A 16,084-nucleotide genomic window follows, 5' to 3' on the forward strand; every position below is an offset into this window, starting at 1 on the left:
TTGAATGGCGTGATCGGAACAGAGTCGGTATGCAGACGCCCAGAGCCAAGAAGCCGCGAAAGGCCTAGCGAACAGCTGGCCAGAGCTTGCCGACGCCCTTACGCGCGAGGCTGCGCCTGAACTAGCGACGCTTAGAGGCCGTCTTCTTCCTGCCACTTTCATCAGCCCAAGCAGCTCGGCGAGGCGCCGGTCGACATCAAGGTCGGGCATGAATAGCCGCGGTGGCGGTAAAGCGATTGCTGCCGCAGGCTTGATCTTTGACCTCTCCCACCAGTTAGCCAGGTCAGCCGCGTGGATCCTGTCGGACTTGGCGCTTGAGCCCAACCTGCAAGCAACCAAGTGCCCCGCATCGATCGCCCGCCGCAGTGTCTTGGTCGAGCACGCCGCCTTTTCAACTAGGGGAATGCCTGCGGATGGCTTCTCTACTCCTCTACTCAAAGCGGCTTGTAAGGTTTGAAGATGCTCAGGATAGTCTTTGAGCATTTCTCGCAGCGGTTGTGGGACGGGTGGCGAAGTGTCGCGTCGCATTGTCCATCCTCAATAGATATTCAGGCATTGCTTTTAGCAAGGCCGGGCACTCTACCGCTGGCCCGAGTATATGCAGCAACGCTCAGTCTCTATGCTCACCCCCGCCGTCCTGCGGACGGTGGGGGCGAAGGCTTCACTGCGCAAGGATGTCGTCGATGTCCTGCCGTCGCTGCGTAACCCGTTGCCGCTGTTCGGGTTGTGAACCCTGATAACGCGTTTGAGGCGCAGCCAGAGGGCGCCGGTGCACCACTCCACTGGTCACCCCCCGCAGCTGTTGCAGCACGAATCACGCCTTCGAAGATGACGTCGCCTGCGACGTCGGATGCCCCGCCAGCAACCGCCCTGCCAACAGCAACCCCTCCACCAGATGATCCCCAAGCATCGGCTCGGCCGCGCCGTCGCCGCGTTCCAGGTGCACCGCGTGCAGCAGTTCCAGCACAGCGGCCAATGACTGCAGCCGCGCCGTAGACCACTGATCCTTGTCCCTTGCATTGCGCATCCAGTCGGCAGCGGCCGTTGCTGCTGAGGGACGCCGGGTATCGGCCGGATCGGAAGGGCCCGCGTCCCTGGGCCTGTCCGGCACGGCATATAGATAGGGCGCGCCAGCAGGCTCCTGTTCGCGCCCGCAGGGGTCGGCCAACAACGCCTCCAGCTTCTCGATGAAGCGGATGGGCAGGTCGCGCATGGATTCGCCCATCAGGGCGTACAGGCGGGGAGAACACAACGGATAGTCGCGCATGGAACCTCGCATGGCAGTCAGGCCACCTGCGGACGCAAGGTGGCGGGCGATGCGGGTTGGCATACCGGGCGTAACCGAAAAAGACCGGCGGATCAGGGATCCCCACGCACCGCCCGCCATTGAACGTGGCGTAGCAGTGCATTCTCCGCCGTGCCCACGTGGGCAAAACAGAGCTAATTCGGTTGAACGCTTCGGGATGCCAATCCCGGCTGCCACTCTCCGGTGCCAGCACGAACATGCTGCTGCAGCTAACCCCTTACCGTCTATGAGGAAATCTGCAGCATCGTCGCAACCCACCCGAGGCGATGGATCGGTGACCTGCGCGCGGCGCGCGATGAGCAAACCGCCGCGCGAGGGGCCAGATACGACTCAATGCGATCTCACACCGCGCCTGCCACCACCCGTCCCTGCTTGAACGTGGCCACGCGCGGGGATCGCCGCGCCACCGCCTCCGCAGAGCACGTGCTGTCCACCAGCATGAAGTCCGCCGCCTCGCCCACGCGCGGCCACTGCTGTGTGCCGTCGGCCGCCAGCGGCAGCACGCCGCCGGTCACCAGGCCGAGCGCCCGCGAGAGACCCAGTTCGTCATAACCACCGTAAAGCTGCGCATACAGGTTGCTCTTCTCCAGCATGTCGCCGGTGCCGAACGGTGACCACATGTCGATCACCGAATCCGTCCCGGAGAACACCGTTACGCCCTTCTCGCGAAGGCGCGGCAACGGCATGGTGGAGCGGCCGATCGGCACGGTGGAAGCGATGGTCACGCCCAGCGCATGCATGCGTTCTGCGGTGGCATCCAGCGTGGCCTCGTCCATGTTGGCGAGCGCGAACGCATGGCTGATCGTGAGTCGATGCTTGAGTTCCGGCGTGCGCTCCACGGTATCAAGCATGTAGGCGATCGCCGCCTGTCCCGATGCACCGCTTTCATGCAGGTGGATATCGATGCCTTTGTCATGGTCCAGCGCGATCTGGAACATGGCATCGAGCGAGCCAACCATGTCGCCGTCAACGTTGGTGGGATCGAGCCCACCCACGTAATTCACACCCAGGCTCATGGCCTCGCGCATCAGCCCATCCACCTTCGAGCGCAGCAGCCCGTGCTGCGGGAATGCAACGATCTCGCAGGAGAGCGTCTGCGTGTTGTTGGCCAGCGCCTGCTTGAGGTGCTCAAGGCTCTTCAACCCACTAACCGGATCGATGTTGCAGTGACTGCGGGCGTGCGTGGTGCCAAAGGAGGCGAGCAGCCGGATGAGTGCCTCCGCATGTTCCACCGAAGTGGTGAGCATCTTCGGCAACTCCTGCTGCTCGAACGCGATCATGTCCAGGATGGTCTTGCCACGGCGGGATTCAGGCGCACGCCACGGACCGCCGTACCAGGTCTTGTCCAGGTGGATATGCATGTCCCGCAGGGCGGGCAATGCCAGACGCCCGCCAGCATCCACGCGCGGCAGCGATTGCAGCGGTGCGGGCACCTGCGCATGCACACCGGCGAGGGTCCCCTTGTTGATCTCGAGCGCGAACAGGCCGGTCTGCGTTCCACTGACCGCACCGCCCGCATGATCGAAGCCGGTCTCCAGGCGCACGGAGGTCAACAGGTAATGGGCGGGCAGGGGCGTGGTGGGTGTGTGGGCGGCCGGGGCCGACGGCGCAGGCGCGGCGCTCACAGGCAGGGCGGCGGCACCGGCGCCGGCGGCCAGGACCGCGGCACTGGCGCCGCGTAGGAAGTCGCGACGGCTGGCGTGTGGAGTGGGGTGCATGGGCGAAGGTTCTCCGGTGGAATGTTGTTCCGAGAACAGGGATCGAGCCCGGGCTCTACCAGGAATCGATCAACCGGCGCGCAGAAGATCGATAGAACGTTAGGCGTTGGACGTCACCTGGGCAACCTGTCGGCGCCGTAGCTGAGCGTCGCTTTAAGCCTGATCCAAAAAGATCACACGAAATCTATGTCGCTTTTTGCCTGGGAACGGCCCCAAAAGCAGCGTGTCTGAAAGGCAAAGCGCGATGCGGATCACACGTGGCCTCCTATTCCATTCGACGCTGTTTAAGAATCCGGAAACGAGGTGATCGCGGATCCCGCCTTTGCCGGTTTCTTCATTCAGGAAGCGCAGCAAGCGCACCCATGGAAGGTGAAAGAGTGTCATTCAATCAGAACCGCTCGGCCCTCAGATCGTTGCTCGTCTGCAGTCTGGCGCTAATGCATGCAGGCCCCGCCTTGGCGCAGGAAGTCGGTAAGACGTGGCACAGCCAGATGGCCTACGGTCAGGCCTTCAGCTCCGAGCGCGACGTCCAGAGCGCTATCGAAACTCTGCTACCGGGCGATGACATCGCTTGGGAGGTGAAACATCAGACGTTGCTGGAGGACCGTACGATCACCCGCTATGGCATCGCTTCAACAGATATAGAGATATCCGGGTGGACATACAGTCTCGGTGGAAGCACCAGATATGCCTCCGAGGAGGCGTTGCTGGAATCGATCCTCTCCAAGAGCGCGGAGAACTGCCCTGCACCCACTTACGAAGCATACGAATGGGTGCAGAATCCTGGCAGTGTCCAGGCGCCGGAATATGCGACGAGTGAATCTGCACGTCTGAATTACGGATATTTCTACGAATACAGTTACTCCGGAGAATGCGTCCTGCGAAGCGCCTACGCGCAAATGAAGCGCGAGAGGACTGTCCGCTGTCCACAACTCATGGAAATAAGCAAAGAGCAGGATGCCTGTGTGGAGAGCAAGGTCTTGGCAGAGGTGGCTGGCGATTTTATTCTCACCTACTGGAGTTCACCCCTAATTCCCCAGTGCAGTGTTGGGAATCCCTGCGATCCCACGACGGGTGATAAGTTTGAAACCGAGGTCGACCTCGTGCTGCCGTGGCTTCTGTTTGAAAGGTACTACCATTCCCTCGGCAACACCCCGCACGGTGGCTTTGGGTCCGGGTGGACACACTCGCACAACATTCGTCTTGCGCTCGGCACCGATACGATGGCGATGCCCCAAGATGCCACCTTGCGGGTGGGACTCGTCGATGCTGACGGCAGTCAGATTGCCTTCACGCGCGTGGGGGATGCGTACGAGGCCAACAATGGCAGCGGCGACCGTGCAGTCCAGCATGATGGTCAATGGACACTGTATCGATCTGCCGAGGTAATGAGGTTCAATGCGCGCGGTCAGTTGCAGCAGCGTGAGTTCGAGAATGGCTCTTGGCTTCACTACGCCCATGACCGGCGGGATCGTCTTTCCACCATCACTCATTCGACAGGCCGTCAGTTGCAACTGCAGTACGCACTGCCTGGCAACAGTAATCTGATCACTACTCTGATGGTCGACGGGCGGCCGGTGGCGGCCTACACCTATGGCACCTCTGCCCAGGTGGCTTCGGTGGCGTTCGAGGACGGCCAGCAGCGGCACTACCATTACGAGAACATCCATTTCCCCATGCATCTCACCGGGGTGACCGCAGAGGGTGCCGTCCGCTACAGCTGGTTCGCTTATGACGAGAAGGGGCGCGTGGTCTGCAGCCGCCACGGCGCACCTTGCAACAGCGACGACGTCGGCATCGACGGCGTGCGTCTGCAGTACACCGCGACAGGCACCGTGGTGACTGACGCGTTGGGCAAGCAGGCCACCTACTCACTTTCCGCTTCCAACGGCAGCAGGCGTCCGCGCCAGCTAGCCGGCGTGGTCGATGAACAGGGCGGCGTTTTGCACACCTATTATCCCGAAACCACCGATTTCCGCCGAAGGCTGGAGACGGAGACTGACCGACGTGGCATGGTGAAACGCCACGAGTACTCGAAGATCGATGACACAGCTGATGGACAGCTCAGCGTCCACAGTGTGACCGAGGCGGAAGGGCAGCCAGAGCAACGCGTCATTACGACGCATACCTCGTCCGCGACCAACCGTGTCCTGCTACGACGCGAAGGTGATCGCCAGACGCGCATAATCCGCAATACACGCCTGCAGCCGCAGCAGATTGCCGTGCAGGATCTGGCCACTGGACAGGGTCGCAGCATCCGTTTCGAATACTGCGAAGCACACAGTGAAGGCTGTCCAGATATAGGTCTTCTGAAGCGCGTCGATGGACCACGTACCGACATCAGCGACATTACTGAGTACCGCTATTACTCCGCGGATGACGCTGGATGCAGCAATCAAGGACCGTGCAGGTTCCGCAGGGGCGATCTCAAAGCGGTAATCAATGCACTGGGGCAGGTGACGGAAATTCTTGCCTATGACATGCAGGGGAGAGTGCTTTCGGTTTATGACAGCAACAAGGTCGTCACGGATTACCAGTACAGCCCGCGCGGCTGGCCCACTCAGGTGACGGTGCGTGGCGAAACGCCTGCACAGGACCAAACAACGACGCTTGCCTACGGACCAGGCGGGCACCTCAAGCAGGTGCGCCATCCGGACGGTAGCATGCTCACGTACGGATACGATGCCTCGCAACGGCTCACTGATATCGCCGATGGGGCTGGAAATACTAAGCACTATGTTCTGGATGCGGCGGGCAACAGGGTGAGTGAGGCCACAGTGGATGAGGCGGGCGCCCTGCGCTTCAGCGTTGGACGAGCATTCGATACGCTCGGGCAACTGAGCGCGGTGATGGATGCTGGCGGACAGTCCACCACCTTTCAGTACGACAAGAGTGGAAATGTGGTCCGGCTCTCCGATGCGCTGGGGCATGTCACCGAACAAGGCTACGACGCACTGAATCGACGCTCCCGCGAGCGACAGGATGTCGGCGGCGTAGACGCACAGACAAGCGTCGTGTTCGATGCGCTCGACCGCGTGAGCGAGGTAACCGATCCCAGAGGACTGGTTACCACCTACCAGTACAACGCGTTTGATGACCTGCTGGTACTTGGCAGCCCGGACACCGGCACTGAAACGATGACATGGGACGCGGCTGGCAACATGGCTACCCGCATGGATGCACGAGGAGTAGTGGCGACCTACCGTTACGATGCTCTGAATCGGCCCGTATCCATCAGCTACCCTGATCCCGAGCAGGATGTCGCCCTGCAGTGGGACGTCGCACCGGTAGCCTGCGGCTCTGGCGAACACTTTCCGGTGGGGCGCGTCGGCAGCGTGGTGCACGCAGGCGGGAGTACGGAGTATTGCTACGACCGGTTTGGGCAGGTCACGCTCAAGCTTCAGATACTCAATGGCGTGCGCACCGCGCTTCGTTACGTATATATAGGTGCGGGCCAGCTGGGCGCCATGACGTACGCCGACGGCAGCGTGGTGGACTACGTCCGTGACAGCGATGGGCGGGTGACTGAGGTTGGTCTCACGCAGGGATCCTTGCCGAGGCAGAAGCTCGTCAGCGGAGTCAGCTACGCACCTTTTGGGCCGCTGACCGGATGGTCTTACGGCAATGGTCGGCGGCTTGAGCGCACACTTGACAGGAATTACCGCCCCACGTCTGTTCACGATAGCCGAGAGGGTGGACTTTCCGTACGCTTCGGCTACGACACACTAGGCAACGTTATCGAGCTCTATACTGCCCGCGCTAGTGGCGTCATTGCGAAGTATCGCTACGATGGCATGGGGCGTCTGCTGGAGGCGACCGATGGCGAAGATATGCCGAGGAGGACGTACGGTTGGGATGCGACGGGGAACAGGCTGCAATCGGGCGGTAGCAGCGGGACTGAAGCTTATTATTACGGCCCGGACAGTCATCGGTTGATGAGCGTGGGGTCGCGGGATCGCACTTATGACGCAATGGGCGGTACGACTGGCTTCGACGGGCTGACGTTGCTCTACGGCGCAGCGGGCCGTCTGCAGAAGGTCAAGTCAGGCACTACGATCCTGGGGAGCTATTCCTACAACCATCGTGGCGAGCGTGTCCACCGGCAATCCACCGAGGGGGAGGTCGTGACACTGTATGACGAGACTGGCCAATGGCTGGGTGAGTACAGTGCGGCCGGTATGGCTCGGCATGAAGTGGTCTGGCTGGGCAATCTGCCCATTGCGGTGTTTGGCCCTGCCAGCAATGGGTCGTCGGGATTAGCCTACATCCAGCCCGATCACCTGGGTACACCCAGGACCATCATCGATTCGGTGCGCGACGTGCCAATCTGGCAGTGGGATCTGGACGGTGAGGCGTTTGGTGCGGACGCAGCCAACGAGGATCCAGATGGGGATGGCGTGGCGTTCAAGTTTCCTCTGCGCTTTCCAGGGCAGCAGTACATGCCGGAGACGGGCCTGCATTACAACTATCAGCGGGATTACGACGCGCAGGTTGGTAGGTATCTGCAGAGTGACCCGATTGGGCTGACTGGGGGGTTGTCAACCTATGCCTATGTCGGGGGGAATCCGCTTAATGCAATCGATCCGCTAGGATTACAATTCTTCCCGTTCTCGCGGAACCTCAACACACGCTCAAGTTCTGGCCAGCGGCTACCCGATGGCGTAGCAATGCGATTGAACGTTTATTGGGGTGGAGCTACGGCGGGAGCTGCTGTCGGCATAGCTGGCCCCTATGTGATAGCCGGAGGAGTGTCGCTAACCCCAGAAGCAATTGCGGCAGGTAGTGCGGCTGCGAAGAAGGGAGTAGAAGCGTGTAAAACCCCGGAGTTCCGACAGGGCGTTCTTCGCGGCTGCATTGCACTGGCAGTATGCAAGGACGATAAGCCGGATCAATGGGTAGGTGATACGCAGAGGATTAAGGAAGTAGGTGAAGGCTCAATGCGCGAGGCCCAGCAGCGCGGAATTATCGTGTATCCCAAGCGGCCAGGCCCATGAAACACTCTGATGTTTTTGGCGATGCTATTAAGGCGCTTCGAAACAGCCAGTCGCAGGACCTGCTGGCATTGTCGGAAATCCTTATCAAGTCAGATCATGCGCCGTTCAATGCACCGGGGTATATGATGAGAGCGATGGCCTATGAGCTCGGCGGGCAGGGCATTGAACGTGACTTGGAGCGTGCAGCATCCAATTACCGAAAAGCCGCTTACTTGGTGCCGGATGCAATCACGTTCTTGTACTTGGCCAGAGTCCTGATGAAACAGGGGGGCGAACAGCACCGCAATGCGTTGCGTTACATCGATGAAGCCAAAGTGCTTCGAATGGTGCCAGAAGTGAACCTGGCCTACGCCAGGTATTACGAAGGCGGGGACGATCCGGACTATGTGAAGGCGCAGCATTACTACTTGCGTGCGGCCCTGGCGGGCCGCTTTGCAGGCTTCTTTGGATACTCCGCCGCGTCTAGGCAGATGGGCCAGCACGTTCGAGCGTGTGTAGTTGTTGGTCTGCTGATCATTGCCTTCCCATTCCTGCTCCTGCTCTTGGGAAAGAAAGCTAGAAGGACGTTGTGATGACATGAAGCCCCGCATACGCGGGGGCTGCTTCTTGGCGGCTGCTGTTAGCTGTGATCCTTCCAATCCGGCAACGTCGCCGGCATCGGCGTACCGATATCGATGTCCATCCATCCGGTGCTGACGTTATTGCGCTGGCACCAGTCGTGGGCGTGCTGGCCCATGCGAGATGCCGGCCATGCCGAACGATCCGACGAAGACCCCTTGGCCGGGGCGCCTGCCGGTTGATCTGCTGCGCCGCTGGCGTGCGTTGGTGACCTTGCGAGGCATGACCGCCGCCGGCCTGCGGCTACAGGTGATGGTGCGGGAACTGGACGGCGCGGTTGCCGCCGTGGGGTTGTTCATCGAACCAGGTAGTGCCGGTGCCGCTCATGATTGTGCTGCTGGTCATCAGTGAACTCGGAAAACTCTGGACCCTGCGGCGGCCACGCCCATCATGAGCGGGGCATGGCCGCCAGTACCCATCCGCACAAGGCGGGACGGCGCCTCAGTGCAGCGCCGATGAGCCAGCGGCGGTCCCTGCAACCTGCTGCACGACGATCGTGGGTGTTTCGTCCTTCAACGTCATTGCAAACAGGTTGAGGCCAGTCTGCAACACGTACGCTCGGGTGACGCTACCTTGCTTGTCGTACTCGCCGACGATCTGCACGAACGCGGTCGCGGTGAGCGGGCCGAAGGGCGTGTCGATGGCAGGTGCCTGCTGCAGCAGTCGCGTGCCCCCTTCCTGCGCGTTGCTGATGCCGGTCAGTCGTTGGCTCATCGCCGGGGGCAGCAGTGGGGCGACCTCCGGCGCGGTGACAGCGCGTCCGAAGTGGAGGAGTGCGGCTTCGCCGGAAGCGAAACGCTCCCCGTCCAGATAGTTCATCAGTCCGCAGGTGTTGCGCATGTGCATCAGATAGTCACCGGCCCGTTCAACGGCTGACGAATGGGGTGCGCCAGATGGCGCTGGCACCCGGGCAGCAACCGTCTGGGGGGTCGCAGCGGCATTGATTCCATCCATTCAAATGACCCTGATAGTGCTTGGGGAATCCATACCTTGTGCAAGGACCTGGGCCCGGGCTATCAGGAAAACTTGAGCCTGCCCCAGCACCCACCTGCGAGGCAGTCGCCTGACCTACTCTTCGCCCACATCCTGTGCGCTTTCGCAGCGCTTGCCCTCCGGGCACAGCCGGTCGAGCAGGGCCAGCGCCACGCCGTTGCTCCAGCCGAAGCCATCCTGCAGCGGGTATTCGCCACCGCCGCCGCCCTTGGCCGAACCGTCCACCACGTATTTCTCCACCAGCTTGGCCTCGGCGTCGTACACCGCCTGCACGGTCTTCAGGAAACGCACGCCGACCTGCCGCGCCAGGCGCTGTTGTCCCTGCCGCTGCAGGCCGTCCACCGCCACCCATTGCAGGGGCGCCCAGCCGTTCGGGGCGTCCCATTGCTGGCCCGTTGTCTGCGTGGTGGTGAGCACGCCGCCGGCGCGCAGCAGGTGCGCTTCCACGCCATCGCCGGTGCGTGCGGCCTGCTCATGCGTGGCCACATCCAGCCAGAGGGGAAACAGCGAGGCGGCGGTCAGCGCAGGGCGGATCTCGCCGCTGCGCAGATCACGGTCCACATACCAGCCCTGCTGTTCGTCCCACAGTTGGGTGTTGATGGCCTGCCGACGCGCCCCGGCCTGGCGTTCGAACGACCGCGCGGCCGCGGCATCGCCGGCCAGCCCACTGGCCCGTGCAAGGGTTTTCTCCAGGTGGAACAGCAGGCTGTTCAGATCCACCGGCACGATGTCCGTGGTGCGGATGCTGGCCAGCATGGCCGGGTCATCCAGCCAGCGCGAGCTGAAATCCCAGCCGGATTCGGCGCCGGCACGCAGGTCGCGGTAGACCTGGGAGGGCTCGCGCCCGGTGGCCTGCGCGGCCGTGGCCAGATCATCGGTCCAGGATTCGGTACGCGGGATCGCGCGCGCGTCCCAGTAGCGGTTGAGCAGGCTGCCATCGGCCAGTCGCACCACGCGGTCGTGCTGCGTGCCGGGCGCCAGACCCTCGCTGCCGCGCATCCAGAAGGCGTGTTCGGCGCTGAGCTGCGGCAGGTACCTGCGGTAAGCGTCATCGCCTTCATGGGTGGCCAGCAGGTCCACCATCAGGCTGAAGAACGGTGGCTGCGAGCGGCTCAGGTAATAGGAGCGGTTGCCGTTGGGAATATGCCCATAGCTGTCGATCTGGTAAGCGAAGTTGTCCACCATGTCGCGGATGCGCGGCCACTCGTTGCTGGCGGCCAGGCCGAGCAGGGTGAAGTAGCTGTCCCAGTAATACACCTCGCGGAAGCGTCCGCCGGGCACCACGTAATGGTTGGGCAGCGGCAGCAGCGAGCCGTGCGGATCCACCTCGGCGGTCTGCCGGGTCAATACCGGCCACAGGCCCTCGATGTGCTCGCGCAGGGTCTGCCCCGGGGCCGGCACATACACCGGCGGTGGGCCGGGCAGGGCGAAATGTTCGGCCACGAACGCATCCAGCTGGAACCCGGGCTGTTCGTGCTGGCTCTGCCATGCCTGCAGGATCACCTCCGGTGCATGCCGTGGCAAAGCGTCGGCGAAGGTCTTCTGATCGGCGAACAGGTGCGCGCGCTGGATCTGCTGGAACAGCGGCTGCAGGGTCACGTCCGGCGGGGCGGGGATGTCGGAGGCGGCCACACTGCCGGTCAGTAGCAGGCCGAGTGCCAGTCCGGCGGGATGGATCGGTGTGGGCATGAGCATGTCCCTGGATGCGCGTAGACGCCTACTGTAAAAGGCTGTGCGTCAATGAAGGGTTGCACACGGTAGGGCCGCACGCGTCATCGCCGCAGAATGCAGCTTTCCTCATGGTTTTGACGGGCGCAGATTTCGCACGATGCGTCTCCGGCCGCCGCCGCCTGCACCGACTGCCGCTGTGCTTCCGAGATCTCCCATGTCCATCTGCTGCCTGTCTGCCCTGCAAAGAATGCCCGGGCAAGCGCCGGGAGCATGGCAGGGGCGTCATGACGCGATGCTACGATCAGGGCTGCTCGCGCGTTTGACGACCGTGGCGTTGGCCGTTGCCTCAGTCCGATGCGCGATCCCTTCCCCTGACGCGCAAGGATCGATTGGATGCAGGCTTCCGTGGCACCCGAAGGGCGGTTCATCGCGGCACTGGCGGTTTCGGTGAAGACGGGGCTGTTGTTCTGGTTCATCGTCGCACTCAACACCCCGGGCGGTGAGCCCTGGGATGTCGGCAGTTTCTGGTCGGTCACCTATCCGCTGGCGCTGCTGACCAGTGCGGCGCTGGGTTTCGCGTTTCCCGTGCGTGCGTGGCTGTGGGGCCTGGTGGTGATGCTCGCGCAGGTGCCGGTGGTGATCGTGATGTCCGGCATCGGTCCGCTGCTGCTGGCCGGGCTGGTGTATGTCGCCGTGCTGGCCGTGCCGGCAGTGGCGGTGTCGTGGTTGGCGGGCGCCGCACGCACGCGCATGGGCCGCCCCCCGCGACGCTGACGCCAGCCGGCGTGCGTCGCCCCGGCACGCTCAACGCGCATGCCGCACGCGCATGCCTTCAATGCCCGGCAGGCTCTCGCGGATCGCATCAAGAAAGCGCTGCACGCGCGCCGGGCGATGGCGTCCGGCTGGGAACAGCAGGTGCACGGGCAGCGGCGCGGCCTCCCAGCCGGGCAACAGCTGCTGCAGCCGCCCGCTGCGCAGGTCGTCGGCCATCAGCCAGGCCGAACCGATCCCCACCCCCACGCCTTCGCACACTGCCTTGTGCAGCACGAACAGGTTGTCGGTGAGCAGCCGGGGCTGGATGGCGATGGCCTCGCCGGCATTTGCGCTGGCCGCGCCGGCCCCCTCGGCCAGGCACGGCTGCAGCTGCACGCGCTCGCGGTAGAAGCTGGTCAGCGAAACCCAGGGCAACGCCTGCAGGTCACGCGGGTGCAGGGGCAAGGGGTGCGGCACGCACGCGGGCGCACAGACCACGATGCGTGGCACGTCGGCCACGTGCAGGGCCACCACGTCCTGCTGGTCGACCGCGCCGACCCGTATGGCGCAGTCCACGCCCTCGGCGATCAGATCGACGGGCCCGTCGTGCAGCCGCCATTCCACGCTGATGCCCGGATGGTCGCGCAGGAAGGCCAGCATCGGTGCCAGCAGCTGGCCTTGGCCGAAGGCGTGCGGCACCACCACGCGCAGCCGGCCGCCGAGCTGCTGCGCCGCTCCGCGCAGGTCCTGTTCGATGCCGGCCCAGTTGTCCAGCAGTCCGCGTGCATGCTGCAGGCAGCGTTCGCCATCTTCGGTGAGCTGCATGCCATGGGTGGAGCGCTGCAGCAGGCGCAGCCCGAAGTGCCGCTCCAGTGCCTGCAGGCGACGACTGACGGTGGGCTGGGTGGTACCCAGCTGCTGCGCGGCGGCCGAAAGACTGCCGGCATCCACGATGCGCACGAAGGTGCGGAGCAGGTCGATGCGATCACTGCTGGCGGCGGAGGGCGTGGTCATGCGCATGGCGTATGGGGCAGATACGCCCGAGCCTACTACACGGGGGAGCAGGGCAGGTGGAGACTGCGCATCATCGTTTCCCAGGAGTGTTTTCCCATGTCTCATGCGCATGACATCGCATCGCCGCTGGCGCCGTCCCCTGCCGTTGGACGGTTCGTGCCGGTGATGGCCGCCGGAGCCGGTTTCAGCGTGGCCTCGCTGTACTACGCACAGCCGATGCTGGGAGCGATGAGCAGCTCGCTGCAGGTAGGCGAAGCCTCCATCGGCCTGGTGCCGACCCTGACCCAGCTCGGCTATGCGGCCGGCATCGCGCTGCTGGCGCCGCTGGGCGACCGCTATGACCGCCGCCGCATCATCCTGGTCAAGTCGCTGCTGCTGGCCGCGGCGCTGCTGGCGGCCGGTCTCTCGGGCCAGCTGCCCGGGTTGCTGCTGGCCAGTCTGCTTGTCGGCCTGATGGCCACGGTAGCGCAGGATGTGGTGCCTGCGGCGGCCACGCTGGCGGCCCCCGCGCAGCGCGGTGCGGTGGTCGGCAAGGTGATGACCGGCCTGCTGCTGGGCATCCTGCTCTCGCGCGTGGTCAGTGGCGTGGTGGCCGACCAGCTGGGGTGGCAGGCGATGTTCATCGCTGCCGCCGCGTCGGTGGCGGTGATGGGCCTGCTGCTGCGGGCGGTGCTGCCGCGCTTCGCACCGACCACCCGGCTGGGCTACGGGGCCCTGCTGGGTTCGATGCTGCAGCTGTGGCGGCAGTGGCCAGTGCTGCGCCGTGCGGTGCTGGCGCAGGGCCTGCTGGCGATGGGCTTCAGTGCGTTCTGGTCGACCCTGGCGCTGATGCTGCATGACCACTTCAGCATCGGCAGTGCCGGCGCCGGGGCGTTCGGTATCGCGGGCGCGGCTGGGGCGCTGGCGGCCCCGCTGGCCGGTCGTCTGGCCGACCGCATCGGCACGCCGCGGGTGGCGCGCTGGGGGATCATCGTGGCCCTGGCGGGGTTTGCCAGCCTGCTGCTGCAGGCAGCGCTGCCGCCGGTGCTGCAGCTGGCCCTGCTGGCCTTGGCCGCCGTGGTGTTCGATTTCGGTTTCCAGTCGGCGCTGGTTTCGCACCAGGCGCTGGTCTATGGCCTGCAGCCCGATGCGCGCAGCCGGCTCAACGCGCTGCTGTTCACCGGCGTGTTCGTGGGCATGGCGGTGGGCGGTGGGCTGGGTGCGGTGGCACTGGCGCAGGCCGGTTGGATGGGCGTGGTGCTGCTGGCCTGTGCCACCAGTGCGCTGGCGTTGTGGGTGCGGACACGCGCGGAAACCTGACCGGATACAGCGCGGAAGGCGACATTGGCCCATGCCCGTGGCTGCTCAGGCCAGGCATGGGCCAATGTCGTGCGAGGAAGCTCCCGCGTGCCACGGCGGCGCGGGAGCCTCGGGCGGGCGTCAGTCGGTCAGCGTACTGGCCAACTGCTTCACGCGCTGCAGATCGCCCTTGGCAACGCGGGTCACGCCGGTTCCGTACTCCGGATCGGCCTTGTAGAGGAATGACAGCATGATGTTCTTGCTTTCCTCGTCGGTACCGGCGAGTGCCTGGCCGAAGCTCTGGATCAGGTCATCGCGCTCTTTGCGGCTGTAGGAGCGGTACAGCTCACCGGCCTGCTTGAAGTTCTGCTGGCGGGTGATCGCGGCCTGCTGCGTGCTGCCCGACAGCGGCAGGCTGCTGTAGCGGGCGGCGTCCTGCTGGGGACGGGGCTGCAGGCGGCTGGGTTCGTAATTGACGCCGCTTGTCGTGTGCCCGGCATTCATGGCGCCATCCTGGTTGCCATTGTCCACGGCCACGCGCGGGCGGTTCACCGGCAGCGAGAGCCCGTTGGCGCCAACGCGGTACATCTGCGTATCGGCATACGAGAACAGGCGACCCTGCAGCAGGCGATCCTCGGACGGTTCGATGCCCGGCACGAGGTTGGACGGTGCCATGGCGACCTGCTCGGTCTCCTGGAAGAAGTTGTCCACGTTCTGGTTCAGCACCATCTCGCCGATCTTCCGTTCGGGCACGCCTGGCCAGATCTTGGTGGCGTCCAGCGGGTCGAAATCGAAGCCGGCCAGCTGCTCCGGCGCCAGCACCTGGATGTAGAGATCCCAGCGCGGGTAGTCGCCGCGCTGGATGGCGGTGACCAGGTCGCGTGTCATGTGGCTGTAATCGTTGGCCTGGATCTCGGCAACCTGCCGCGGGTCGAGATTCTTGATGCCCTGCAGGGTCTTCCAATGGAACTTCACGTAGTGGACGTCGCCGTTCGCATTGACCAGCTTGTAGGCATGGACGCTGTTGCCGTCCATGAAGCGGTAACCGCGCGGCGTGCCTTCGTTGGAGTAGAGCTGTGTCAGCGTGCGCGTGGCTTCGGGCACGTGGGAGAAGAAGTCGAACGTGCGTGCGTCGTTGCCGAGGTTGCTGCGTGGATCCGGCTTGAAGGCATGCACCATGTCAGGGAACTTGATGGCATCGCGGATGAAGAAGGTGGGGAAGTTGTTGCCCACCAGGTCCCAATTGCCTTCGCGGGTATAGAATTTGGTGGCGAACCCGCGCGGGTCGCGCAATGTTTCCGGCGAATGGTTGCCGTGGACAACCGCGGAGAAGCGCACGAAGACCGGCGTGGTCTCACCTGGCGTGAAGACCTGGGCGCGGCTCAGCGCGGAGATGTCGGCCGTGGCAGTGAAGGTGCCGCGGGCGCCGGTGCCGCGCGCATGCACCACGCGCTCGGGGATGCGCTCGCGGTCAAAGCGCTGCAGTTTCTGGATCAGCTGGACGTCCTGCAGCACCGTGGGTCCATTGGGGCCCGCTGTCTGGGAATTCTGGTTGTCGCCAACGGGCGCACCGTTGTCGCGGGTCAACGTGGATTGGCCAAAGACCATGGGCGCCGGGATCAGCAGCACGGCAGTCAGCATCAATCGTGTGAATCGCATGTGGGAGATCTCTGCGGAAGGGGCTCTGATGATTCCGTATTTCCTACACGCTCTTAAAATAGTTTTTACCTATTAAAACA

Annotated in this window: 11 protein-coding genes; 5 read left to right on the forward strand and 6 right to left on the reverse strand. The window is 63.8% G+C overall.

Annotated features, from left to right (window positions below):
• Positions 1-814: 814 nt before the first annotated feature.
• Both FHY09_RS13775 and FHY09_RS13780 read right to left on the reverse strand, forming a co-directional pair.
• Complete coding sequence (locus FHY09_RS13775; RefSeq protein ID WP_166927471.1) at positions 815-1,267, reverse strand: hypothetical protein; 453 nt, start codon at positions 1,265-1,267, stop codon at positions 815-817.
• A gap of 380 nt (positions 1,268-1,647) precedes the next feature.
• Positions 1,648-3,024, reverse strand: coding sequence for an amidohydrolase (locus FHY09_RS13780; RefSeq protein WP_166927472.1), 1,377 nt, complete (start codon positions 3,022-3,024; stop codon positions 1,648-1,650).
• A gap of 377 nt (positions 3,025-3,401) precedes the next feature.
• Between FHY09_RS13780 and FHY09_RS13785 the strand changes: the two genes are divergently transcribed.
• The 3 genes from FHY09_RS13785 to FHY09_RS13795 all read left to right on the forward strand — a co-directional run bounded on the left by FHY09_RS13785 (position 3,402) and on the right by FHY09_RS13795 (position 8,987).
• Positions 3,402-8,018 carry an RHS repeat-associated core domain-containing protein gene (locus tag FHY09_RS13785; RefSeq protein ID WP_166927473.1) on the forward strand — a complete coding sequence of 1,539 codons (4,617 nt, stop codon included), beginning with the start codon at positions 3,402-3,404 and terminating at the stop codon, positions 8,016-8,018.
• Positions 8,015-8,590, forward strand: a complete 576-nt coding sequence (locus FHY09_RS13790; RefSeq protein WP_166927474.1) for a hypothetical protein — start codon at positions 8,015-8,017, stop codon at positions 8,588-8,590. The genes FHY09_RS13785 and FHY09_RS13790 overlap by 4 nt, the downstream gene beginning before the upstream one ends.
• A 178-nt stretch (positions 8,591-8,768) precedes the next feature.
• Entirely contained in the window at positions 8,769-8,987 is a 219-nt protein-coding gene (locus tag FHY09_RS13795; protein ID WP_166927475.1) for a hypothetical protein, read from the forward strand.
• Between the two features lie 90 nt (positions 8,988-9,077).
• On the opposite strand, the gene FHY09_RS13800 is transcribed toward FHY09_RS13795, so the two are convergent.
• Together FHY09_RS13800 and treA are read right to left on the reverse strand one after the other, a co-directional pair.
• The gene (locus tag FHY09_RS13800; protein ID WP_166927476.1) at positions 9,078-9,482 is read right to left on the reverse strand and encodes a hypothetical protein; all 405 of its coding nucleotides are present in this window, start codon (positions 9,480-9,482) and stop codon (positions 9,078-9,080) included.
• A gap of 222 nt (positions 9,483-9,704) precedes the next feature.
• Positions 9,705-11,318 carry an alpha,alpha-trehalase TreA gene (gene treA / locus FHY09_RS13805; protein ID WP_456362820.1) on the reverse strand — a complete coding sequence of 538 codons (1,614 nt, stop codon included), beginning with the start codon at positions 11,316-11,318 and terminating at the stop codon, positions 9,705-9,707.
• Between the two features lie 375 nt (positions 11,319-11,693).
• On the opposite strand from treA, the gene FHY09_RS13810 reads away from it, so the two are divergent.
• Complete coding sequence (locus FHY09_RS13810; protein WP_166927478.1) at positions 11,694-12,074, forward strand: hypothetical protein; 381 nt, start codon at positions 11,694-11,696, stop codon at positions 12,072-12,074.
• 30 nt (positions 12,075-12,104) lie between these two features.
• Here the strand turns inward: FHY09_RS13810 and FHY09_RS13815 are convergent, their stop codons facing one another.
• Positions 12,105-13,067, reverse strand: a complete 963-nt coding sequence (locus tag FHY09_RS13815) for a LysR family transcriptional regulator (RefSeq protein WP_208407880.1) — start codon at positions 13,065-13,067, stop codon at positions 12,105-12,107.
• A gap of 165 nt (positions 13,068-13,232) precedes the next feature.
• Here FHY09_RS13815 and FHY09_RS13820 point away from each other — a divergent pair, with 165 nt between their 5' ends.
• Complete coding sequence (locus tag FHY09_RS13820) at positions 13,233-14,366, forward strand: MFS transporter (RefSeq protein WP_166927645.1); 1,134 nt, start codon at positions 13,233-13,235, stop codon at positions 14,364-14,366.
• 120 nt (positions 14,367-14,486) lie between these two features.
• Here FHY09_RS13820 and katB read toward each other — a convergent pair whose 3' ends face one another.
• Positions 14,487-15,986, reverse strand: a complete 1,500-nt coding sequence (gene katB / locus FHY09_RS13825; protein ID WP_456362827.1) for a catalase KatB — start codon at positions 15,984-15,986, stop codon at positions 14,487-14,489.
• Positions 15,987-16,084 lie beyond the last annotated feature (98 nt).

This window comes from Xanthomonas sp. 60, from assembly GCF_011761925.1.